This window comes from Hymenobacter cellulosilyticus, assembly GCF_022919215.1.
GTDB lineage: Bacteria > Bacteroidota > Bacteroidia > Cytophagales > Hymenobacteraceae > Hymenobacter > Hymenobacter cellulosilyticus.
Genome location: NZ_CP095046.1, coordinates 229,129 through 253,273 on the forward strand (window position 1 = coordinate 229,129; position 24,145 = coordinate 253,273).

Here is a 24,145-nt window from a genome sequence, read left to right on the forward strand (position 1 = left end):
CTACCCCAAAAGCCCGGCATCGGCCAGGGTCTGGTCGGCTACTACGGTAAACTTGCCCGTGATGGGCGACAAAAACACTGACAGCTGGTCGTTGGGCTTATAATCGATGCCGACGGAGGCCAGGATAAACGCCGGGGCAAAAAAGCGGGACAGCAGCGAGTCAGGCTTTTCTATCGAGCGGGTGGGCGTCAGCTGAGTCTTGAGGTTGGCTTGAAAGGCGTAGTAGAGCACCTTGGTAAACTGGTGTCCATACTTGGCATTCAGCTCAAGCCGGTCGTCGCTCTTGCGAATCTTGGCCTTACCGGCTTTCAGGCTGCCATACACCACGTCCAGGGAAGTGTCGAAGGTGTTATGGCCGCGACGATAGTGCAGAAACGCGTTGCCGATGCCCAGCAGTGACAACGAGCTTTGCCCACCGGGCGCCCAGTTGCTCAGGCTCACCTGGCTGAAGTTGAGCGTACCCACGCCCCCACGCTTCCAGCCCTGCACAGTATCCGGCGCAGCGGCACTTGATTCAGAGGTTTGGGCCCGCGTAGTGGCAGCCCAGCCACTGAGCAATAACAACAGCAGGAGCCGCCGGGACCACCCGGAATTGCGGGTAAAAAGTATCATGCAGTACGGAGCTAAAAAGTAAGCCGGTCTTCCCCAGCGTGGGAAAGACCGGCCTAGGTATATCAGAAGTTAGCGGTTGCGGAGGGCATCCCGGATTTCCATCAGTAACGCCTGGTCTTTGGTCGGGCCCGGGTCGGCTACGGCTACCACCACGGGCGGCTTGCGGAAGCGGTTGGCCGCCTTCACAATCAAAAACACGCAGAAGGCAATGATGAGGAAGTAGATAATGGCGTTCAAAAATAGGCCGTAGTTAATGGTAGCCACCTTAGCTGCCTTGGCCGCTTCGAGACTAGCGTACGTGTTGCCATCCAAGGGTAGGTACCATTCCTTGAAGTCGATGCCGCCGGTAGCTAGGCCCAGGACGGGCATCAGCACATCATCCGTGAGGGAAGTTACAATCCGGCCAAAAGCAGATCCGATAATTACGCCGACGGCCAGATCCAGCACGTTTCCTTTCGAAATGAATTCCTTAAACTCAGAAACAAAGCCCATATGCTTACAGGGATTTAGGGTGGAAACAAAGAAAGTACGGCCGCTAAATATGAATTTTTGACGATACTTTGCTTTTACTATACTATTTCTCAAATATATAGTCCCCTTTTCTGAGGCTCACGGCACTCTCGCCAAACGCCGGGCGGCTGTGGGCCAAGCCCGGCAAATTGTCGCTGAGCGGTTGGGAGCAGGCCTGAACCGGGCCGCGCTTTTGCCCTATCTTTGCAGCCATTCGCTCCTACTTTCCATCCCAACCTAACGCATGGCTACTTTCGAAAACCTGCTTTATGCCCTGGATTCGGCCACGGGTATCCTGACCATTACCCTGAACCGCCCCGCCAAGCTCAACGCCCTGAATGCGGCCACCATTGAGGAAATCCGGGAGGCCACCCAACAGGCCCTCGACGACCCGGAAGTGCGCGGCATTATCCTGACCGGCAGCGGGGAAAAAGCCTTCGTGGCCGGCGCCGACATTTCGGAGTTGGCGGCCCTAAACGACATAAGCGGCCGGCGCGCCGCCGAGCGGGGCCAGGAGGCGTTCTGCATGCTGGAAGAAAGCACCAAGCCCGTCATTGCCGCCGTCAACGGCTTTGCCCTGGGCGGGGGCTGCGAACTGGCCATGGCCTGCCACATGCGCGTAGCCTCCGAAAATGCCCGCTTCGGTCAGCCCGAGGTAAACCTGGGTTTGATTCCGGGCTACGGCGGCACCCAGCGCCTGACCCAGCTCGTGGGCAAAGGCAAAGCTCTGGAGCTGCTGCTGACCGGCGACCAAATCAAAGCCGACGAAGCCCACCGCCTGGGGTTGGTCAACCACGTGGTGCCGCTGGCCGAGCTGCTGCCCTTCTGCGAGCAGCTCATGACCAAGATTCTGAGCAAGGCCCCGCTGGCCGTAGGCTTGGTTATCGACTGCGTGAATGCCTTCTACGACAAGGAAATGAACGGCTACCAGACCGAGGCTAACTCCTTCGGCCATAGCTTCGCCTCGGAAGACTTCCGCGAAGGCACAACCGCTTTCCTGGAAAAGCGCCCGGCCGTGTTTAAGGGCCAGTAATTCTTTTAAGACTGAATGAAAAATCAGCCGTGCTTCGCCAGAAGGTAAGCACGGCTGATTAGCGAATAACTGCATGAGTATAGCAAAGAGGCTGGCCAGCCAGACGGCTGTGTACGGCATCAGCAGCATCGTGGGACGCGTGTTGTCCTACCTGTTGGTCCCGATTTACACGGCCCGGTTTGCGGCGGCAGAGTACGGCATCGTCACGGGCCTGTACGCCTACGTGTCGTTTCTGAACGTGGTGTTTACCTACGGCATGGAAACCACGTTTTTCCGGTTTGCCAACCGTGCTGGGGCCGACCGCAAAGAGCTTTACGACCGGGTGATGACCTTGCTGCTGCTCAGCAGCGCTGCCCTTACGGTGCTAATGGCCTTGCTGGCCCGGCCCCTGATGCGCCTGCTCGACCTGCCCCCGGGCCAGGAGCGCTACGCCATTTGGATAGCCTTGATTCTGGGCCTGGATGCCGTGGCCGCTATTCCATTTGCGCGGCTGCGCCTGGAAAACAAGGCCCGCAAGTTTGCCGGCATCCGCATGGCCAACATCCTGCTCAACGTCGGGCTCAACATCTTTTTCATCGTGTTCTGCCCCGACGTGCTGGCCGGCAAATACCTTTCGGGCCTGCAGCCGCTGGTGGCCCGCCTCTACGACCCGAGCGTGGGCGTGGGCTACGTGTTCTTATCGAACCTGGCGGCCAGCGCCTTTACCCTGCTGCTGCTGGGCCGGGAACTGACCGACTTCCGCTTCCGCCTGAACCTGGAGCCGCTGCGGCCCTTGCTCAAGTACGCCTACCCAATTATGCTCATGGGCCTGGCGGGCATGGTAAACGAAACCCTGGACCGGATTCTGCTGCCGCTGTGGCTACCCGAGGGCTTTTATCCGGGCAAGAGCAGCCTGACGGCGGTGGGCATCTACGGGGCCTGCTACAAGCTCAGCATTTTCATGCAGCTCGTTACGCAGGCCTTCCGCTACGCGGCCGAGCCGTTTTTCTTTGCCCAGAGCTCCGACAAGAACTCGCCCCGCACGTTTGCCCTGGTATTGAAGTGGTTTACGCTGAGCTGCGCGGTGATTTTCGTAGTGGTGAGCGTAAACGTGGAAGTTTTTGGCGGCCTGTTTCTGCACCGGGCCGAGTACCGGGAAGGCCTGGGCGTGGTGCCCGTGCTACTGCTGGCCAATCTGTTTTTGGGCGTGTACTGGAACCTGTCGGTGTGGTTTAAGCTGACCGACAAAACCTACTATGGTACCTACATCGGCTTCGGCGGCGCCATTCTGACCATTGCCCTCAACTTCCTGCTGATTCCGGTGCTGGGCTACATGGGCAGCGCCCTCACCACACTGGCTTGCTACGCCATGATGGCCCTGGTGTGCTGGCGTCTGGGCGACAAACACTTTCCGGTGCCCTATCCTGCTGCCCGGCTGGGCTTGTGGCTGGCGCTGGCCTGCGGCATCGTGGCCCTGGGCTGGTATGTGCCCGTAGCCGACGCCTGGCTGCGCCACACTTTCCACGCAGCTCTGTGCGCCGTGTTTGTGGGTCTATTGGTGCTGATTGAGCAACCCCATAGGGCCGCTAGAGTCGGCTAAGGACAAAAAGAACTCGCGGCTTTTGGACTGGAATTCTTTTCGTCTCAATTAATCTTCCTAAACTTATCCATATCTGGTTCGGCCTATCTTTGCCGCCGAATCACCTTTGCGCTGCCTGTTCATGCTCATTCCCGTCATCAACCGCTCCCACCACCCGTTGCCCGCTTACCAAACCGCCCACGCGGCCGGAATGGACGTGCGGGCCAACCTCACGGAGCCCGTTACGTTGAAGCCCCTGCAACGGGCCCTGATTCCGACGGGTCTGTATATGGAAATTCCGGTGGGCTACGAAGTGCAGGTACGGCCCCGCAGCGGTTTGGCCTACAAGCACGGCATTGGCATTGTCAACAGCCCGGGCACCATCGATGCGGACTACCGCGGGGAGCTCAAAGTACTGCTGGTCAACCTCTCGGCTGAGGACTTTATCGTGCAGGACGGAGAGCGAATTGCCCAACTGGTCGTGGCCCGCCACGAAACTGCCGAGTGGCAGCCCGTAGCCGAGCTTACCGAAACCGAGCGGGGTACCGGCGGCTACGGTAGCACGGGCAGCCGCTAGTCCATCCAAATTGCGCTGAATACGTTTCAACACCAAAATCAACTCCTTAAAATTCTCTTTTTCGCTATGAAAATCATCGTTCCGATGGCTGGCATGGGAAAGCGCATGCGCCCCCACACTCTTACCGTTCCCAAGCCCCTGATTCCGATTGCCGGTAAGCCCATCGTGCAACGACTGGTCGAAGATATTGCCAAGGTCTGCGGTGAGCAGGTAGATGAAGTGGCCTTCATCATCGGCCGCTTCGGCGAAACGGTAGAGAAAAGCCTGATTAAAATTGCGGAGTCGGTGGGCGCTAAGGGCACCATCGTGTACCAGGACGAGCCTCTGGGTACGGCCCACGCCATTCTTTGCGCCAAAGAATCGTTGAGCGGCCCGCTGGTAGTAGCTTTTGCCGACACGCTCTTCAAGGCCGATTTCACCCTCGACAGCTCGGCCGCCGGCACCATCTGGGTGCAGCGCGTAGACGACCCCAAACCCTTCGGCGTGGTGAAGCTCGACGAGCAGGGCCAGATTACCGACTTCGTGGAAAAACCCCAGGAGTTTGTGTCCGACCTGGCCATCATCGGCATCTACTACTTCCAGGACGGCGAATACCTGCGCGACGAGCTGCAGTTCCTGCTCGACAACGACATCAAGGACAAAGGCGAGTACCAGCTCACCAATGCCCTGGAAAATATGAAGAACAAGGGCACGACGTTCGTGCCCGGCCGCGTTACGGAATGGCTCGACTGCGGCAACAAGGACGCGACGGTCTACACCAACCAGCGCTACCTGGAATACCTGCAGGAACGCAGCGAAAACCTGGTGGCCGAATCGGCTAAGCTGGTTAACTCCGTAGTTATTCCCCCGGTCTACATCGGCGAAAACGTGGTGGTTACTGATTCTGTGGTAGGACCGCACGTGTCGTTGGGCGACAACAGCAACGTGCGCAGCTCGGTGGTATCGAACTCCATCGTGCAGCAGTCGGCCACGGTACTGCATGCCAACGTGACCAACTCCATGATTGGCAACTTTGCCTCCGTGACCGGTACACCCGATGATCTGAGCCTGGGCGACTACAACACGCTGCGCGTGTGATATTTTTGTCGCTCTTGATGTTAGCAGTAGCGCGGGCTTCTGTCCGCAGATTTGTTTATTTGGCGTAACTCTTTTTTCTGAACGGCGAACAGCCGTCCGTGCTACTGCGCTCATGAGTCGATTTGCTCCTTTCACCTTTCTCCTGCTGGGCCTGCTGCTGGCCGGGCCGGGGTATGCCCAGCAGCCGGCGGGCAAGGAAGCGCCGGCCAAAGATGCCCCGCCTGCCGAAACCAAACCCGCAAGCTGAGCCGTAAGGAGCGCAAGGAGCTGGCCCACCGCGCCGAGCTGGACGTTGCCCGGCAGCAGGTGCGGGAACTCTCGGAGAAAGACCGGGAAATGAGCGAGTCGTTCTTCGTGGAAGGCGTCAAGTTTGTGCTGCTGGAGGATTACAACAAGGCGCTAGAGCGGCTGCTGAAAGCCTACGCTCTGAATCCGACCAATGCGGCCATCAACTACAAGATTGCCGAAACCAACCTGCTCAGCGGCAACCTCAAGGATGCTACCAACTTCGCGCTGGTAGCCGTGAAGCTCGACCCTAAAAACGCCTACTATTACCTGCTCCTGGCCCAGATTTACTCGTCCCAGAAGCAGTACGACCAGGCGGCCAAGGTGTATACCAACCTGATTAAGGACGTGCCCGATTCGGGCTACTACCTCTTCAACCTGGCTGATCTGTACCTGGCTCAGGGCAAGCTGAACGAGGCTCTAACCACGTTTGAGCAGGCCGAAAAGCAGTTTGGTCCGCTGGACGAGGTGTCGTTCAAGAAGCAGCAGATTTACCTCAAGCAGAACAACCTCGACAAGGCCCTGCAGGAAGGCGAAGCCCTGATTGCCTCCAACCCGAGGAAGTGCGCTACGTGCTGGCCCAGGCCGAAATGTACGCGGCCAACAACCGTTTTCCCGACGCTATCCGGGTGGCGGAAAAGGCGCTGAAACAGGACCCCGACAACCCCCAGGCCCGCATGATTCTGGCCGACATCTATCGGCAGCAGCAAAATAAGCCCGAGTCGGACAAGCAGATCAAGCTGGCCTTCGAAAGTCCGGGCCTTGATATTGACGAGAAAGTCCGCATTCTGGTGGACTACATCAAGCAGCTGCCCAACCCGGCCCTGGAAACCATTGCCCTGGAGCTGGCCGATATTACCACCCGCGTCCACCCCCGGGAAGCCAAGGCCTTTTCCGTAGCCGGCGACATTCAAACCATTACGGAGCGCAAAGAGCTGGCCCGGGCCAACTACCTGAAAGCCGTCAAGCTCGACAACTCAAAGTTTCAGATCTGGCAGCAAGTGGTGCTTATCGACGCCGAGCTAAACCAGATTGACTCCCTGCTGCGCCACACCGACCAGGCCCTAGAGTTGTTTCCCAACCAGGCTCCGCTCTGGTACTACAACGGCGTGGCCCAGCTCCTGAAAAAGCAGCCGACCAAGGGCATCAAATCCTTGGAATACGGCCGCAAGCTGGCTACCGACAATCCCGAGCTGCTGGCTCAGATAGACACCCAGCTCGGCGACGCTTACCATGAAGTAAAGGAGTACGCTAAGTCGGATGCGGCCTATGAGGCGGCGCTGACCTTTGATGCCAACAATGCCCAGGCCCTGAACAACTACAGCTATTTCCTCTCCATCCGGGGCGAGAAGCTGGAAAAGGCCAAGGAAATGTCGGGGAAGCTGGTCAAGCAGTTTCCCACCAACGACACCTACCTCGACACCTACGCCTGGGTGCTTTATAAGCTCAAGGACTACACCGGGGCCCGACAAAGCCTGGAAAAGGCGCTAAAAACGAGTACCGACGCAACTATCATCGAGCACTACGGCGACGTACTGTTTCAGCTCGGGGAAAAAGAACTGGCCATGGCCGAATGGCAAAAAGCCAAAAAAGCGGGCGGAGCTTCAGCTCTGATTGACCGCAAGATCAAAGACAAACGACTCTATGAATAAGTGCTTTCCGCTGGTATTGCTTTGGGTGGGCCTGCTGCTCAGTGGCTGTAGCTCCAAGATTTTCCCGACGAAGTCGGCCACGACCACTGCGCCAGCCAAAGGCTCTGAACTGGTAAAAGCCAAGAACCTGGACTTTCGTTACCTGAAAGCCAAAGGCAAAATCAAGGTCGACATGCCGCAGCTGCAGCAAACGGCCAACCTCAACCTGCGCGTGCGCAAGGACAGCGCCATCTGGCTGTCGGTGTCGCTGGGCATCGAAGGCGTACGGGCCTACATTACCCGCGACTCGGTGCAGGTGATTAATTACTTGCAGAAAGAGTACTACGCCGGCGACTATGCCTACCTAAGCCGCCTGCTGAACGTGCCCGTGACCTTTGACCGGGTACAGGCCCTGCTGCTGGGTAACTACTTGCCCGCCGAGGCCAGCACCACGCCCAAGGTGGCCGATGAAGGCGCCATGCAGCGGGTCGAGTTTCAGGAAGGCAACGTGCTTATCACCCAACTCATCGAGCTGACGCGCAACCGGGTGCAGCAGATCAAGCTGGCCGAGCAGCAAACCCAGAACCAGTTTACCGTCGACTTTTCCGACTTCCGCCCCTGGCTCCCAGCGGACTACCGTTTGCGTACGGGGTACTGGTGCAGGGCCAAGTCACCAAAGGCAAGCCGGCCACCGCCACGATTAGCTACCGGAACATTGACGTAGACCAGGAGCGGCTTTCTTTCCCCTTCTCGGTGCCTAAGGGCTATGTTCGCAAAAAGTAAGCGTACCGCTTTTTTCCTGGTGCTATTTAGTCTGTTGGTCGTGCAGAATGCACCGGTATGGGCCCAGCGCACTACCCGCAGCAGCACTACCAAACCCAAAACCAAGGCCCAGCTGCTGCGGGAGCGGCGCGCCACGCTCAAGCGGATTCAGGAAACCAGCCGAATTCTGGAGCAAACCCAGAAACAAAAGGAAGCTTCCGTCGGTCAGCTCAATGCCCTGAAGGAAAAGCTGACGGTGCAGCAGGGCGTTATCAAGAACATTTCCTCCGACCTGAAGTACATCGAGTCGGATGTGCGGCAGACCGAAACCCAGGTGCAGAAAACCCAGCAGAGCCTAGAGCAGCTGCGGGCCGAGTACGCGCGGATGATTTACGCCTCGTCGAAAACGGCCAACAGCTACAACCGCATCATGTTCCTGTTTGCGGCCGAGTCGTTCAACCAGTTTATGCTGCGCCTGCGCTATATCCGCCAGTACTCGGAAGTGCGCCAGGCCCAGGCCGCCCAGATTACCAGCACCAAGCAGCGCCTAAACCAGCAGCTCACCGGCTTAACCGCTAAAAAGCAGGAGAAAAGCAGCCTGCTCACCACCCAGCTCACCGAAAACCGCAACCTAGTCACGCTCAAAACCCAGCAGGACCAGGTGGTGACCAAACTCAGTCAGCAGGAGGAAAGTCTGCGCCAGGAGCTGGCCGAGCGTCAGCAGGCCGTGGGCCGCCTCGACAACCTGATTGCCGAGCGGGTTCGGGAAGAAATTGCCCGTGCGGCCCGGGCCGCCGCCCGTGCCGCGGCGGCCAGAGCCCGGGCTAATGCCGCCCGCGCCAATGCCGGTTCAGGAACGGCCGCCCGACCCAGCTCCTCTCCTTCCCGGGCGGCCACCGCCGAAGCCGCCGCGGCCGAAGAAGAAGCCGTGGAACGCGTGGATAAGGTGACCCTGACGCCCGAAACGGCGGAGCTTTCCTCTTCGTTTGCCGACAACCGAGGCCGCCTGCTGTGGCCCGTTTCCAAGGGGTTTATTTCCCAGCGCTTCGGCCGCCACGCTCACCCGGTGCTCAAGAATGTTATTGTCGAAAACCGGGGCGTTGATATTCAGACCAGCGCCGGGGAGCCGGTGCGGGCTATTTTCGAGGGCAAGGTACTTACCGTGGCCAGCATTGCGGGCATGAACAACATCGTCATGATTCAGCACGGCGAGTATTTTACGGTGTACGCCAAGCTGCGCAGCGTCAGCGTCACGGAAGGCCAGCACGTGGATATGCGCCAGCAGATTGGCACCGTATACACCAGCCCCGATGGCACTTCGGAGGTTCAGTTTCAGGTGTGGCGCAACAGCTCCAACCTAAACCCGGAGAACTGGCTCGGCCGCAAGTAAGCTCAACCGTAAGGACATAAAAAAACACCGTACAGAGTACGGTGCCTTTCTGAGCTATGAAAACAAACTTAGCTACCAGAAACCTCCTCGCAGCGGCTAAGACGTTGCCGTCTCCACTCGCCATGAAGCATTCCTTGATAACAGGACGAAAGATAGTTGTGTCACTATCAAATCCCATCATCTTTCGCTGAAAGTGTAATATTTCTCGGCCAAGGATATCTTTTCCTGTCCGGCCAAGCCCTACACTAAGTTCAAACGATTAAGCAAGCCTGCTTTATAAGAACTCCCGATTGGGACGGGTAATAAGTTGCTGACGCCTTCGGCCCCGCGGCCGGTATCCACGACCACCGCATCGGCCTCAATGGCCACAATCCGGTCGAGGCGCACGATGTACTTGCGGTGCACCCGGGCAAACTCGCGGGCGGCAGCTTGGTTTCCAGCTCCTTCATGGTGCTGTACACGGTGTGCCGGTCGCGCCCGGCGTAGATGTTGACATAGTCGCCCAGGGCCTCCACATACCGAATGTCGGCGGCACTGACGCGTACCAGCTTATGGTCCTGCTTAATAAATAGCTCGTTGCGGCTCACCATATACAGGGAATCAGCCGCATCGTTAGCCATGCGCAGCAGGCCGTCAAGCTTGCGCTGCTCCTGCTCGAGCTGCAGACGGGCGCGGCGCAACTCCAGGTGGGCCACCACTTCCCGGGCCAGAATGCGCAGGGCCTCCCGCTGCTGCTCGGTCAGGCGGCGCGGCACCCGGTCGATGGCGCACAGGGTGCCCAGGGGCTGCCCATCAGGCGTCATCAGCGGCGCGCCGGCGTAGAACCGAATACCTGGGTCGTTAACGACCAACGGGTTGCTGCTAAAGAGCGGGTCTTTCCCAGCATCTTCCACCTCGTAGATGTCAGTACCAAACATGGCGTGCTGGCAAAACGATATTTCACGCTCCGTACTTTCCACGCCTTCTAAGCCCACGTTGGCTTTAAACCACTGCCGGTCGGCATCAATCAGGGAAACCAGTGAAATAGGCGTGCCGCAGATGCAGGCTGCCAGCTTCGCCAGATCATCAAACACTTCCTCGGGAGGCGTGTCTAGGATCTGGTAGTTACGCAGTGCTTCTAAGCGGTCAGTTTCCCGGGCATCACGCAGGGACTGAGGGGTAATGGAGTTAGGCAAAAAAGGCAGGCTCGTCTTCGCTGGCATTGGTCAATCATCGGAAAAGGCAGGGGGCAGCCGCTACCATAACAATTTAAAGATAAAAATGCTTTATCATAAAGATCCATCCGCGTTGCCAACGTTCAGATTTTATAGATGAAGCCCGGCACAAACCTACCCATAGCCGCGCTGCGGCTGGCCAAAATCCCTGTATATACGGAGAAGTCCCTTGCAAAGGATTGAACTAGGGGCTGAATATTTTTTTCCGAATTGCGGCGGCTAAACGCATTTGAAAATTATCGGGTACTTTTACCAATCCTAACCGGCGCTTATTCGCGTACAATAAGCTTTGCCACCCCAAATCGGCCTTAGGCCAACTGTATATGACACTTGCCTCGCTTTTTCTGATCGGCAACTTCGGCACGACCGAAATCCTGCTGATTCTTTTTGTTATTATCTTGTTGTTCGGTGCCAAGCGCATTCCGGAGCTGGCTAAAGGTCTGGGCAAAGGCATCCGGGAGTTTAAAGACGCCTCCAAAGACGAGCAGCCCGAGTTTCGGGACCGGCCGGTGAATCCTAATGACCCGAATCAAACCCGTCTGTAACCGCTCAGAATTATGCAGACTCCCACGTTTCTCTTCCTAGGCGACCTTGGCGGCGGCGAAATCATGCTGATCATGGTTGTTATCCTGATCTTCTTCGGGCCAACAAGATTCCAGAACTGGCCCGGGGATTGGGTAAAGGCATCCGCGAGTTCAAAGACGCGTCGCGCGAAATCCGCAGCGAGTTTGAAAACGCCGACCAGCCCCGCCACAATCCCAACGCCGGCTACCAGACCCCGCCCGCGTACTCGGCGCCAGTACAACCTACCACGCCGGAGCACCCCAATGCTGCCGACAACGTGAATGTGGCTTACACCGCTCCCGTAGCTCCTATAGCTCCGCCCATGGACGGCGGCATTACGCCCCCGGTGCCCCATACGGAAGAGCGGCCCCGCCTTGATCAAACGACCAACTGATAGCAACCACTTGAGACGCTTTACCTCTCTTACGGAAGTTCGCAACGAGCTGACGGCAGGCACTACCACCTGCCGTCAGCTCGTGGAGTATTATCTGGATAACATCCAGAAGAAAAGCCATTTGAATGCTTTTCTGGAAGTGTGGCCCGAAGAAGCCCTTGTCCAGGCCGAGGCCGTGGATGCTAAGCTGGCCGCCGGCACCGCCGGCAAGCTGGCTGGTATGGTCATCGGCCTGAAAGATGTGCTGGCCTACAAGGACCACGCCCTGCAAAGCAGCAGCCACATCCTGGACGGCTTCAAGTCGCTCTTTACCGGTACGGCCGTGCAGCGCTTGCTCGACGAGGACGCCATACTCATCGGCCGCCAGAACTGCGACGAGTTTGCCATGGGCGCTTCGAATGAAACGTCTTACTTCGGCCCGGCCCGCAACGAAATTGACCCCGAGCGAGTCCCCGGCGGCTCATCGGGCGGCTCGGCCGTGGCCGTACAGGCCGATATGTGCCTGGCCTCGATTGGCTCCGATACCGGCGGCTCAGTGCGCCAGCCGGCAGCTTTCTGCGGCATTATCGGCTTCAAGCCCACCTACTCGCGCATCTCCCGCTACGGTTTGGTAGCGTATGCCTCGTCGTTTGACCAGATTGGCACGCTGACTCGCTCGGTGGAAGACGCGGCCCTGCTGCTGGAAGTAATGGCGGGCCCCGACGACTTCGACAGCACCGTGAGCCAGCAGCCCGTGCCGGCTTATAGTGAGCTGCTGACGCCTGCTCCTCACTACCGCATCGGCTACATCCGCGACACGATGGAACGGCCCGGCCTGAATTCCGAAATAAAGGCGGCGGTGGAAGAAACCCTGGACACGCTCCGCGGCCAGGGCCACGTAGTAGATGCCGTGGAGTTTCCCTACCTCGACTTCATCGTGCCTTCCTACTACATTCTGACCACGGCCGAAGCCAGCTCCAACCTGAGCCGCTTCGACGGAGTGAAGTATGGCTACCGGGCTCCCGACGCTACCGACCTGGAGTCGCTCTACAAGAAAACCCGCGCCCAGGGTTTTGGCCCCGAGGTGCAGCGCCGGATTCTGCTGGGCACCTTCGTACTCTCGGCCGATTATTACGACGCGTATTATACTAAAGCCCAGCGGGTGCGTCGTTTGATTAAGGACAAGACCGACGAGCTGTTGCGCCAGTACGACTTCCTGGTGCTGCCGACCACGCCCACTACGGCGTTTAAGATTGGCGAAAACCAGAAAGACGCCTTGGCTATGTATCTGGCCGACATTTTCACCGTACAGGCTTCCCTGGCGGGCGTGCCGGCCATTTCGGTACCAGCCGGCGTCGACTCGGCCGGGCTACCGATTGGCGTGCAGGTGCTCAGCGGCGCGTTCCGCGAGGAGCACTTGCTGGCGTTTGCCAACTCCCTCACGGAATCCCTCACTCCAGCTATTCCCTGATGAAAAAGTCGTTGCTGCGCGTTGCCGCCCCTTTTCTGCTCCTGGCTGTTGCTGCCCGTCCCGGGGCGGCCCAAATACAACCCGAACTGAATCCGGCCGGTACGCGCAGTGACGATACCACCCGCGTGCAGCTCACCCAGCCGCTCGACTCCCTGGTAGCCGAATCGACGTCGGCGGCCGACTCGGCCCGGCTGGTGTGGCTACAAACGCCCCCCGAGCTGCGCGACCTGGTCGGGGACCGGATAAGCTGCTTGGATACCGACATGCCGCACGTGTTCAACGGCACGGTGATGAGCTTTGTGAATTACTTCACCTTGCGCAACCGAGCTTATACCCAGCGGATTCTGGAGCGGCAAAACTTGTATTTCCCGCTATTCGAGAAGTATCTGGCCAAATACCACCTGCCCCAGGATTTGAAATACCTGGCCGTAGTTGAATCGGCTTTGTTGCCTACGGCCCGCTCCCGGGTAGGCGCCGTGGGTTTGTGGCAGTTTATGGGGCCGACCGGGCGCGACATGCGGCTGGTGCAGAATGAGTATATCGACGAGCGGATGAATCCGGAGAAGTCGACGGAGGCGGCTTGCAAGTACCTGCGCGACCTGTACCGCATGTTTGGCGACTGGGAGCTGGTTATGGCGGCCTACAACTGGGGCGGGGGCAACGTGCAGCGGGCCATGAAGCGCACCGGCAAGCGTACCTTCTGGGATTTGTACCCGCAGCTGCCCAAGGAAACGCGCAACTACGTGCCTACTTTCACGGCGGCCATGTACACGCTGCAGTATGCCAAGGAACACGGCCTGCACAACGACTCCCTACGCTATCAGTATCCCGAAGCCACCGATACGCTCATGATTTCGGGCCGCAGCCTGGACTTGCGCAAGCTCTCGGCACAGTTTGGCCTCGACTCGGCGGCCCTGGCCCATTACAACCCCGAAATTCGCAAAACCTACCTGCCCGAAACGGTCCGCAACTACAAGCTGACAATTCCGGCTTGCGTGCGGACCGAACTGGTGGCCCTGGACCGCAACACGGTGCTCGACTTCTGCAAAGTAGTTCTGCCCCCACCCCGTCCGCTTACCCCGCTGGTACCAGCTTTGCCCGCCGCCGACTCAGCTAGTGCTGCGCTGGCGGCCGCGGCCAAGGCGGCTGACAAGCCTCAGTACCGCCGCATCCGGCACTCGGTGAAGCGTGGGGAAAGTGTAGCCGACGTGGCGGCTCGCTACGAGGTGAGTCCGGCTCAGGTGCGGCGCTGGAACAAGTTACGTCAAGGCAGAGCCCTGGTACCCAAGCAGCAGCTGGTGGTATTTGTACCACTGGAAGCCTCGGAAACGACAGCTCCCGTGGTGGCCGTGCGCAAGGCAACGGTACCCGCCAAACTGCCTTTGCCCGGGGGCCAGCCTGAAAAAGAAATCAGTGTAGCGGCCAAAGCACCGGCTGTATCCCAGCCGGAAGCAGAAGACGCCCCTGCCGCAGCCCCGGAAAAAGCTGTGGCTTCTGTAAAGGCCAGCCGCCAAACGCGAGAAACGGTAACTGCCGCAGCTGAACCCAAAGCCTCAACTGCGCCGGCCGACGAAAACCTGCCTACGGAGTACACGGTGCGCAAAGGTGACAACCTGAACCGGGTGGCCCGGGAGCGGGGCCTAACGGTAGCCCAGCTAATGACTTGGAACAACCTCGAAACGGAGGCAGTAATGCCGGGGCAGAAACTGCTGCTGCGCGCCCCTACCGAGGCCGAAGCCGCTGCGGCTGCTAAAAGCATAGCCCGCCGGACGCCGGCTGCTCGTTCCGTTGAGGTCCTGCCCGCCCCGAAGGTGCACCTGGTACAGCCTGGCGACACGCTCTACAACATTTCCCGCCGCTACCAGGGCGTGACGGTGGAACAGCTGCGCAAACTCAACCACCTCAAATCGGATGAGGTAAAGCCGGGGCAGAAGCTGCTGGTGCAGGGCTAATCTGACTGCCCGGCCTTTTTAGTGGAGAAGTTTGCGCACTTAATCACAGAGCGCAACGCGGATTAGCTTTATCCGACGTTGCGCTTTTTTCTTGCTTTTTTCTCAGCGTATTAGGGGTGGCTCAACAGCAGTTACGGGTTGTCAGGTCGCTTTTAAACTCCTGACGTAACTTTGGTGCCAGATCTTTTGCAGAGGCCCCAGACAGGCTGCCACGCCTTACGGCTCCGCCGGCCGCCCGCTGTTTTAGCTTTGATTCCGGCTGATTTCGCCCCAACTTGCTTACTTGCTTTGTAGCAAGCCCTCATCCATTGCTCCGCCCCTATGCTCAAAATAAACAAACAGGAAGCCCTCGACTACCACTCCCAGAACCCCGCGGGCAAGATTGAAGTGGTGCCCACCAAGCCCGTCAGCACCCAGCTGGACCTGGCCCTGGCCTACTCCCCGGCGTGGCCGAGCCCTGCAAAGCCATTGCCCTCAACAAGGACGACGTGTATAAGTACACGGCCAAGGGCAACCTGGTAGGCGTTATCAGCAACGGTACGGCCGTGCTGGGCTTGGGCAACATCGGCCCCGACGCCTCCAAGCCGGTGATGGAAGGCAAGGGTGTACTGTTCAAGAAGTTCGCCGGCCTCGACTGCTTCGACATCGAAATCGACTGCACCGACCCCGAGGAGTTCGTGCGCATCGTTAAGTCGCTGGAGCCTACGTTTGGTGGCATCAACCTGGAAGACATTAAGGCCCCCGAGTGCTTTATCATCGAAAAGGCCCTGCGCGAGCAAATGACCATTCCGCTGATGCACGACGACCAGCACGGCACGGCCATTATTTCGTCGGCCGCCCTCCTGAACGCCCTGGAGCTGGTCGGCAAAGACATTAAGGAAATCAAGCTCGTGGTGAGCGGCGCGGGCGCCGCGGCCATCAGCTGCCTGCGCCTGTACCGGGAACTGGGCCTGAACGTGGCCAACGTGACCGTGTTCGACAAGGACGGCGTCATCAACCAGCACCGCACCGACCTGGCCGAGCTGCAGATGCAGTTTGCCACCTCCAGCAACGTCACGACCCTGGCCGAGGCCATGGAAGGCGCCGACGTGTTCTTGGGTTTGTCGGCGGCCAACGTGCTGCCCGCCGAGCTGCTGCTGAAGATGGCCGACAACCCCATCGTGTTTGCCCTAGCCAACCCTGATCCGGAAATCGTGTACGAGCTGGCCCTGGCTACCCGCCCCGATATCATCATGGCCACCGGCCGCTCTGACCACCCCAACCAGGTAAACAACGTGCTGGGCTTTCCCTACATTTTCCGGGGAGCTATGGACGTGCGGGCCACCGAAATCAACGAGGCCATGAAGCTGGCCGCCGTGCAGGCCCTGGCCGAGCTGGCCAAGGAGCCCGTGCCGGATATGGTCAACAAGGCCTACGGCGACAACACCCTGACCTTCGGCCGCACCTACCTGATTCCCAAGCCCCTCGACCCGCGCCTGATAACTACCGTGAGCGTGGCCGTAGCTAAAGCCGCCATTGCCAGCGGCGTGGCCCGCCGCGAAATCACGGACTGGATGGGCTACGAGGACGAGCTGCGCAGCCGCTTGGGCGTGAACCAGAAGCTGATGAACCGCATCACCAGCGCGGCCAAGGCTAACCCCAAGCGCGTGGTCTTTGCCGAGGGCGACAACTACAAAATCCTCAAGGCTGCCCAAATCGTGTACGACGAGGGCATTGCCGTACCGATTCTGCTGGGCAACCGCAAGAAGATTGACGCCATTGCACGCGCCAACAGCCTCGACCTGGAAGGCTGCCAGATTATTGACATTCTGGAGGAAGACGCCAAGCGCGACGAGTACGCCGAACTGATTTTCCGCAAGCGGCAGCGCCGCGGCATTACGCTGTATGAAGGCCGCCGCCTGCTGCGCGAGCGGAACTACTACGGCTCCATGATGGTCGAAACCGGCGAGGCCGACGCCTTTATCACCGGTCTGAGCAAGGACTATGGCAAAAGCATTCTGCCGTCCCTGCAGGTTATTGGCGTCGACGACGGGGTGAAGCGGGTGGCGGGTATGTACATCATCCAGCACAAAAAGGGCCCCTTCTTCTTTGCCGATACCACCGTAAACATCGACCCTACGGCCGAGGAAATGGTGGACATTATCGGGCTGGCAGCCCGCACCGTGCGCTTCTTCGACACCGAGCCCCGCGTTGCGGTGCTGAGCTACTCCAACTTCGGCTCCAACCCCGGCCTGCTGCCCGACAAGGCCCGCTTGGCTACCGAGCTGGCTAAGAAGCGCTACCCTGATCTGCTCCTCGACGGCGAAATGCAGGCCAACACGGCCCTGAACCCCGAGCTGCTGCGCGAGCAGTACCCCTTCAGCGACCTGGCTGAGCTAGGCGCCAACACCCTGATTTTCCCCAACGTGGTATCGGGCAACATTGCCTACAAAGTGCTGCAGGAAATAGGTGGGGCCGAGGTTATCGGGCCGGTACTGATGGGCATGCGCAAGCCGGTGCACATTCTGCAGATGGGCGCCTCGGTGCGCGAAATCGTGAACATGACGGCCATTGCCGTGGTGGATGCCCAAACCAACCGCAAGCCTCTGTAGCGGCCTCCACTAAAACCTGCTTAAACATCCAGAAAACGGGATGTTTCCGACCATAAATTCGGCGGAAACATCCCGTTTTTTAGTGGAAAAAGCCAGTAGATTTGGGATAGAAAACCTCGTGCGTTTCGTTGCTTTTCACCGGCCCTTCACGGGCTCCGAGTATGGCAATATCCCTATTGTGCCGTAGTTGGTGCCCTGCCGCGTTCAGTTTCTTATTCTTAGCTTGCTTGCATGATTGCGTACATCGACGGAAAACTAGCCTACAAGGACCCCACCATGGCCATTATGGACGTGAACGGCGTGGGATATGAAATTAAAATTTCGCTGACCACTTACTCCAAGCTCCCGGGCGAGGGGGAGAAGGCCAAGATTTATACTTACCAACATATCAAGGAAGACGCTCAGGCGCTCTACGGCTTCCTGGACCCCAACGAGAAGGCCTTGTTTATGCACCTGATTTCGGTGTCGGGCATTGGGCCGGGCACGGGCATTATGATGGTCTCGTCGATGTCGGTGGGCGAAATCCGCCACGCCATCGTCAACGAGGATGTACGCTCTATTCAGAGCATCAAGGGAGTGGGTCCTAAAACGGCACAGCGCGTAATTCTGGACTTGCGCGACAAGCTGCGCAAAGATGAGCTGCTCAGCAAAGCCGGCGTCGATACCGTACCGCTGGCCCGGGCACACAATACGAATCGCTCGGAAGCGTTAGCCGCCTTAGTGACCTTGGGCTTTGCCCGTGCCGCCGCCGAGAAGAACCTGGATCAGATTCAGCAAAAGCATGGCAACGAGCTGAGCGTGGAGGAATTAATTAAGTTTGCTCTTAAGTCTCATTAGAATTTTACCTGGCCCCGCGTCTGCTTGTTACACTTGAACTCCGGTAAGAAGTCCCTCACCGTTTCGGTAGTTATTGTCGCGTCCTTGCTGGCCTGGTGGTCACAGGCCGCGCCTACCGGAGCCGGTCCCTTTGCCTTGCGTCAGCTGTGGGCCTGGCTTCCTAAGCCTGGTCGCCTGGCTCGCGTGGCTTTTGCTGCCCCTCCCGACACGCCCCGGGTCGTATTACCCGATACCAGTCGCTACCGGCCTAGCCGCCGGCCTAAGGTTGATCCGGAGGATCGGCCCGGCTCGCCGTTTGCGCCCCAGCGGCGTCAATCGCCGCTGCTGCTGGATCTGCCTTCGAACGTAAACCTGCAGGTAACGCCCGACGACAGTCTAGAATACTACGATGTGCGCGAAAAGGTTGGGACGGACATTGATTTCCGTGACCCGAGCCGCATGACGTTCCAGGAATATTCGGAGTGGCAGCAACGCCAGGCCGTGCGCGACTATTTCCGGACCCGCTCGGCGGGCGGCATCGTGGGCGACCCGGCCGCGCCCGAAACCAAGCGCCTGATTCCCAAGATTTATTTGGGTCCCATGGCCGACCGCCTCTTCGGAGGCAGCTACGTGGACATTCGCCCTAATGGAGCGGTGACCCTGCGCATGGGCGCGCGCTTCAACCGCAACCTGAACCCTACGCTGACCCTGCGGCAGCAGCGGGTGGGCGACTTTCAGTACGAGCAGAACATGAACCTGAACCTCACCGGCCAGATCGGGGAGAAACTGCGGCTCACGTTCAACTACGACACCAAGGCAGCCTTTGACTTCGAGAACAACATGAAGCTCGACTACACGGGCTTCGAGACGGAAATCATCCGCAAAATTGAGCTGGGCAACGTAAGCCTGCCGCTCAACAACTCCCTGATTCAGGGCGGGCAAAACCTGTTCGGCGTCAAAACTCAGCTGCAGTTTGGCAAGCTGGCCGTGACGGCCGTGGCCAGCACCCTGCGCGGCACCGCCGACGCAGTGAGCGTGCAGAACGGCGCCCAGAGCCGCCAGTTCGAAATTAAGTCGAGCCAGTACGAGCGGGACCGGCACTTCTTCCTGTCCCAGTTTTTCCGGGACCGGTACGACGCGGCCCTGCGCAACCTGCCCACGATTCAGTCGGGTATCGAAATCAATAACATCGAGGTTTACGTCACCAACGACAACCGCCAGAGCGACAACTTGCGCAACGTAGTGGCCTTAATGGACTTGGCCGAGCCGGTGCGGGTGTACCGCCCCCAGTTTCAGCGGAGCGTGAGCCGCCAGCCGGCCGCCAACGAATCGAACCCCGTGTACCAGGAAGTGGTACTGGGTGGCGACAGCCGCAGCAATGAGTCGGTAGACAACTACCTGCAGAATAAATACAGCGGCAAGCAACAGCAGCTCTCCAAAACAGTGGACTACGAACGGGTGCGGGCCCGTCTGCTCAATCCGCGCGAGTATACTTACAACGCCCAGCTGGGCTACCTTTCGCTGAACACGCCCCTGCTGCCCGAGCAGGTATTGGCCGTCGCCTACACGTACACCTACAACGGCAGGAGCTACAGCGTTGGGGAAATCTCGACCAACAACACCCAGGTAACGCAGGAGCAGGTACTCTACCTGAAGCTGCTCAAGGCCAGCAACCCCGGCGTGCAGCTGGCCGACCCGGACGTGAACCCCAGGAACGAGAACCTGAAAACGCGCAATCTGCCAACCTGGGATTTGATGATGAAAAACATCTACTCCCTGAACGCCAGCCAACTCAACCGCGACAATTTTCAGCTGCAAATCGTGTACAAGGACGACGCAACCGGTGTCGACCTTATCTCGCTGAAGGAAGGGCAGCGCATTGCCAACAAGCCGCTGATTCAGGTGCTGAACCTGGATAACGTGAACCCCAACAACGACCAGAACCCCGACGGCAACTTCGACTTCTTCCCCGGCACGACCATCGACCCGGACCTGGGCAAGATCATCTTCCCGGTGGTGGAGCCCTTTGGCAGCTACCTGCGGGCCCAGTTCGACACGGCGGGCACATCCGGTGGCAATGCCCAGCGGGAGCGGGAGCTAGCCCGCCAGTACGTGTACCAGGAGCTCTACAATCAGACCCAGAGCGACGCCCAGCAGCGCCAGGAAAAAGACAAGTTCTTTCTGCGCGGCCGGTTTCAGGCCACGGCTACCGACGAAATCAGCCTGCCCGGCCTGGGCATTGCTGAAGGCTCGGTGCGCGTAACGTCGGGTAGCACGGTGCTGGAAGAAGGCCGCGACTACCAGGTGTTCTACGACCAGGCCAAGGTCAAGATTCTGAACCCGAGCTACCTCAACTCGGCCAACGAGCTGAAGGTGTCGTTCGAAAAGAATGCCCTGGTACAGGTACAGCCGCGCAAGCTGCTCGGAGCCCGGTTTGACTACCGCCTCAACCAGGACGTGAACTTTGGCGCCACGGTGCTGCACCTGCTCGAAAATCAGGCGCCCGGCATAAACCGCGTCAACATTGGCGACGAGCCCGGCAACAATACCATCTACGGCTTCGATGTGAACATGCGGCGCGAGTCGCGGGCCCTGACCAAGTACTTGGACATGTTGCCACTCATTTCGACCAAGGAGCCTTCGTCGGTAGCTTTCAGCGGAGAAATTGCCCAGCTGGTGCCCGGCAAGTCGAAGCTCGGCCGCGGCGAAGATGGGGTGTCTTACATCGACGACTTCGAAAACGCCCGCACACCCTATTCTTTGGGCGGCGTGAGTGCGGCTACCGCCTGGCGCCTGGCTGCTACCCCGGCGCCCCTGGTGCCGGCCGGTGCCAACGACCTGGCTTACGGCTTTAAGCGGGCCAAGCTGGCCTGGTACACCGTTGACCAGACGTACTACACCGGCGGCCCCGGCAAGCCCAGCAACATTGGCGACAACGACCTGCGCAACCACTACACCCGTGGCATTCAGCGCACTGAAATATTCCCTAACCGGGACGTGGGCGCCACTGGCAATGGCTTCGAATATTCTCTGGACCTGGCCTACTTCCCCAAGGAGCGCGGCCAGTACAACTATTCCAAGGACATCAGCGCCGACGGCAAGCTGCTAAATACGGACCCCAAGACCCACTACGGCGGCATCAGCCGAGAAATCACCTTCGATACCGACTTCGACAACGCCAACGTCGAGTACATGGAGTTCTGGATGATGGACCCCTTCATTAAGGGGAACAACGGCAAAATTGACGACGACGAAAATTTAGACCCGGCAACCCCAGTAAGCAACACCACGGGTGGGGAACTGTACCTGAACCTGGGCTCGGTATCGGAAGACGTGCTGACCGACGCCAACCAGCACGAGTTTGAAAACGGCCTGCCCACGGACCCGGCCAACGTTGCGCAGGACACCCGCAATACGGTGTGGGGCCGCGTGACGCGCCAGCAGTTCCTGACCGACGCCTTCAGCACTGCTCCCGGCGGCCGCGAACGGCAGGACATTGGCCTGGAAGGCCTCAACGACAGCGAGGAAAAGGCTTTCTTCAATGGTGTGTACAGCTCGGTAGACGACCCCTCGGGCGACAACTTCCGCCACCACCTCGACGATTTCTACACCAACAACAACTACAAGATCCTGGGCCGCTATAAACAGTATAACGGCATGGAAGGCAACTCCCGCGAGAACAGCCAGCTGAGCTCCACGGCCCTGCCCGACAAGGAAGACCTGAACCGCGACAACGTCATTTCGGACACGGAGCGGTACTACGAGTGGAAAATGTCGTTGCGGCCGGACCAGATGGAAGTTGGCCAGAACTACATTGTCGACAAGGTTACCAACTCCATTACCGGCGACCAGGTGTCGTGGTACCAGTTCCGTATTCCGATTCGCCAGCCTTCGGGCGTAGTAGGCTTGCCTCAAGGACAAACGACCTTCGGCTACAAGTCGATTCGCTTCGTGCGCATGTACCTCACCGGCTGGCAAGAGCCCGTAGTACTGCGTTTGGTACAACCCCAGTTTGTGGCCAACCAGTGGCGCCGCTTCCTGAGCCCGATTTCCCAGCCCGGGTCAAGCTGCATCAACTGCGGCGAGGATAACACCCCGTTCACCATTTCTACGGTGAGCATTGAGGAAAATGGTATTGCCGGCGTGAGCGGCACCGACGCTATTCCGTACGTGTTGCCGCCGAACATTCAGCGCGACAAAGAGTACGGCTCGAGCACCGTAAACCGGGAGCAGAACGAGCAGTCGTTGCGCCTGTGCGTGGAAGACCTGCGCGACGGGGTGGGCAAAGCCGCTTACAAGAACATCAACATCAGCATGCTGCGCTACAAGCAGCTGCGCCTGTTCCTGCACGCCGAAAGCGAGGACAACCGGATTGTGAATGGTCCGGTGGGTCAGGTACGGGCTTTTGTGCGCATTGGCACCGACTACACCCAGAACTACTACGAGTACTCGCTGCCCCTGCACATTACCAAACCTGGTTCTACTTCCCAGCGCGACATCTGGCCCGAGGAAAACGAAATTCAGATTTCCTTCCAGCAGTTCATTGACGCCAAAGCGGTTCGCAACCAGACTAATTCACCTCTGTCGGAGCCCTTCGTGACGCAACTGCCCAATGGGGCTACTATCACCATTCTGGGTAACCCCGACTTCAGCGCCGTGCAGGGCGTCATGATTGGCGTGCTGAACCCGCAAGATGATAACGCCAGCAAGTCGGTGTGCATCTGGGCCGATGAGTTCCGGGTGTTCGACTTTGAGCGGGAAAACGGCTGGGCTGCCACGGCCCGCTTCAACACCAAGCTGGCCGACCTGGCCAACATCACGGCCACGGGTAGCTTTACCTCCGTGGGCTTCGGTGGCCTGCAGGACAAAGTGGCCCAACGCTCCCTGGACAACGTGCTGCGCGGCGACCTGAACGCGGCCGTTGCCGCCGACAAGTTCCTGCCCGAGAAGCTGGGCCTGCGCATTCCGGTGCTGGTACAGGCCGGTCAGGAAAGCCGCAGCCCCAAGTACGACCCGCTCGACCCGGACACCAAGCTGGAGCAGTCCTTACAGAAGTTTGAGTCGGCCGACGAAAGGGCGGCGTACCGAAAAGAGGTTATTGACCAGACCAGTAGTCGAAGTATAAGTTTGCTCAACGTGCGCAAGGAACGCGTGAACCCCGAGAAGAAGGTGCGCCCCTACGACGTGGAGAACTTTGCCCTGAGCTATGCCCTGACCGAGCGCACGCACACGGACATCCGCACCGACCGGGACTACACCAAGACCTACACCGGCGCCTTGGCCTACGTGTACCAGACGACGCCCAAAACCTACACGCCCCTGGCTAAAATCAAGGCGCTGGACTCGCCGTACCTGAAGATTTTCCAGGAGCTGAACTTCACGCCCCTGCCCAGCCGCTTTGCCTTCCGGGCCGACCTAGACCGTCGCTACAACGAGCGGCAGCTGCAGCGCACCCTGGAGCCCGGACAGGTACCCACCATCGACGGTATTCTTCCGATTTACCAGAAGAGCTTCTTCTTCAACCGGATTTACGACCTGAAGTGGGACCTGACCAAGAGCCTGATTTTCGATTATACAGCTAATAACCGCTCGGTTATTGACGAGGGAGCCGGTCCAAGCCGGGGCAACGACCCACTGGCGGTGGCCAACCGGCAGGATCTGCGCAACAACCTGCTGCGCGGGGCCGCACCACCAACTTCAACCAGACCATTGCCCTGACCTATCGTCTG

General features: G+C 59.0%; 18 protein-coding genes and 1 pseudogene. 16 read left to right on the top strand and 3 right to left on the bottom strand.

The genetic code is table 11. The features are described 5' to 3' along the window. Both MUN79_RS01140 and mscL read right to left on the bottom strand, forming a co-directional pair. Positions 1-612, bottom strand: a complete 612-nt coding sequence (locus MUN79_RS01140) for a DUF3078 domain-containing protein (protein WP_244675993.1) — start codon at positions 610-612, stop codon at positions 1-3. Positions 613-681: 69 nt separating this feature from the next. Beyond that, positions 682-1,104 (bottom strand): large conductance mechanosensitive channel protein MscL, encoded by a 423-nt coding sequence (gene mscL, locus MUN79_RS01145; RefSeq protein ID WP_244675994.1) that lies wholly within the window; start codon positions 1,102-1,104, stop codon positions 682-684. Positions 1,105-1,366: 262 nt separating this feature from the next. Here mscL and MUN79_RS01150 point away from each other — a divergent pair, with 262 nt between their 5' ends. From MUN79_RS01150 to MUN79_RS01185, 9 genes are all read left to right on the top strand, one after another. Further along, a complete protein-coding gene (locus MUN79_RS01150; protein ID WP_244675995.1) occupies positions 1,367-2,155 on the top strand; it encodes an enoyl-CoA hydratase/isomerase family protein in 789 nt (262 codons plus the stop codon). Positions 2,156-2,228: 73 nt separating this feature from the next. After that, the gene (locus tag MUN79_RS01155) at positions 2,229-3,734 is read left to right on the top strand and encodes an oligosaccharide flippase family protein (protein WP_244675996.1); all 1,506 of its coding nucleotides are present in this window, start codon (positions 2,229-2,231) and stop codon (positions 3,732-3,734) included. Between the two features lie 121 nt (positions 3,735-3,855). Then, a complete protein-coding gene (gene dut / locus MUN79_RS01160; RefSeq protein WP_244675997.1) occupies positions 3,856-4,290 on the top strand; it encodes a dUTP diphosphatase in 435 nt (144 codons plus the stop codon). A gap of 66 nt (positions 4,291-4,356) precedes the next feature. Continuing rightward, complete coding sequence (locus MUN79_RS01165) at positions 4,357-5,367, top strand: sugar nucleotidyltransferase (protein ID WP_244675998.1); 1,011 nt, start codon at positions 4,357-4,359, stop codon at positions 5,365-5,367. Positions 5,368-5,479: 112 nt separating this feature from the next. Beyond that, entirely contained in the window at positions 5,480-5,614 is a 135-nt protein-coding gene (locus MUN79_RS29775) for a hypothetical protein (protein WP_262922968.1), read from the top strand. A 59-nt stretch (positions 5,615-5,673) separates the two neighbouring features. Then, on the top strand, positions 5,674-6,300 hold the full coding sequence (locus tag MUN79_RS01170; protein ID WP_244675999.1) for a tetratricopeptide repeat protein: 627 nt from the start codon (positions 5,674-5,676) through the stop codon (positions 6,298-6,300). After that, the gene (locus MUN79_RS01175) at positions 6,216-7,304 is read left to right on the top strand and encodes a tetratricopeptide repeat protein (RefSeq protein ID WP_244676000.1); all 1,089 of its coding nucleotides are present in this window, start codon (positions 6,216-6,218) and stop codon (positions 7,302-7,304) included. The genes MUN79_RS01170 and MUN79_RS01175 overlap by 85 nt, the downstream gene beginning before the upstream one ends. Beyond that, positions 7,297-8,007 (top strand): lipoprotein insertase outer membrane protein LolB1, encoded by a 711-nt coding sequence (gene lolB1 / locus MUN79_RS01180; protein WP_244676001.1) that lies wholly within the window; start codon positions 7,297-7,299, stop codon positions 8,005-8,007. The genes MUN79_RS01175 and lolB1 overlap by 8 nt, the downstream gene beginning before the upstream one ends. A gap of 78 nt (positions 8,008-8,085) precedes the next feature. After that, on the top strand, positions 8,086-9,435 hold the full coding sequence (locus MUN79_RS01185) for a murein hydrolase activator EnvC family protein (RefSeq protein WP_244676002.1): 1,350 nt from the start codon (positions 8,086-8,088) through the stop codon (positions 9,433-9,435). Positions 9,436-9,686: 251 nt separating this feature from the next. On the opposite strand, the gene MUN79_RS01190 is transcribed toward MUN79_RS01185, so the two are convergent. Next, on the bottom strand, positions 9,687-10,610 hold the full coding sequence (locus MUN79_RS01190; RefSeq protein ID WP_244676003.1) for a GAF domain-containing protein: 924 nt from the start codon (positions 10,608-10,610) through the stop codon (positions 9,687-9,689). Between the two features lie 362 nt (positions 10,611-10,972). Between MUN79_RS01190 and tatA the strand changes: the two genes are divergently transcribed. The 7 genes and pseudogenes from tatA to sov all read left to right on the top strand — a co-directional run bounded on the left by tatA (position 10,973) and on the right by sov (position 24,134). Then, the gene (gene tatA, locus MUN79_RS01195; RefSeq protein WP_244676004.1) at positions 10,973-11,194 is read left to right on the top strand and encodes a twin-arginine translocase TatA/TatE family subunit; all 222 of its coding nucleotides are present in this window, start codon (positions 10,973-10,975) and stop codon (positions 11,192-11,194) included. Positions 11,195-11,322: 128 nt separating this feature from the next. Further along, positions 11,323-11,607, top strand: a complete 285-nt coding sequence (locus MUN79_RS31640) for a Sec-independent protein translocase family protein (protein WP_375378207.1) — start codon at positions 11,323-11,325, stop codon at positions 11,605-11,607. Between the two features lie 10 nt (positions 11,608-11,617). Beyond that, a complete protein-coding gene (gene gatA, locus MUN79_RS01205; RefSeq protein ID WP_244676005.1) occupies positions 11,618-13,057 on the top strand; it encodes an Asp-tRNA(Asn)/Glu-tRNA(Gln) amidotransferase subunit GatA in 1,440 nt (479 codons plus the stop codon). After that, positions 13,057-15,009 (top strand): LysM peptidoglycan-binding domain-containing protein, encoded by a 1,953-nt coding sequence (locus tag MUN79_RS01210; RefSeq protein ID WP_244676006.1) that lies wholly within the window; start codon positions 13,057-13,059, stop codon positions 15,007-15,009. Before gatA ends, MUN79_RS01210 begins: the two co-directional genes overlap by 1 nt. A 321-nt stretch (positions 15,010-15,330) precedes the next feature. Next, positions 15,331-17,600: pseudogene (locus MUN79_RS01215) on the top strand (NADP-dependent malic enzyme). 231 nt (positions 17,601-17,831) lie between these two features. After that, the gene (gene ruvA, locus MUN79_RS01220) at positions 17,832-18,437 is read left to right on the top strand and encodes a Holliday junction branch migration protein RuvA (RefSeq protein ID WP_244676007.1); all 606 of its coding nucleotides are present in this window, start codon (positions 17,832-17,834) and stop codon (positions 18,435-18,437) included. A 24-nt stretch (positions 18,438-18,461) separates the two neighbouring features. Then, complete coding sequence (gene sov, locus MUN79_RS01225) at positions 18,462-24,134, top strand: T9SS outer membrane translocon Sov/SprA (RefSeq protein ID WP_262922969.1); 5,673 nt, start codon at positions 18,462-18,464, stop codon at positions 24,132-24,134. Positions 24,135-24,145: the final 11 nt, after the last annotated feature.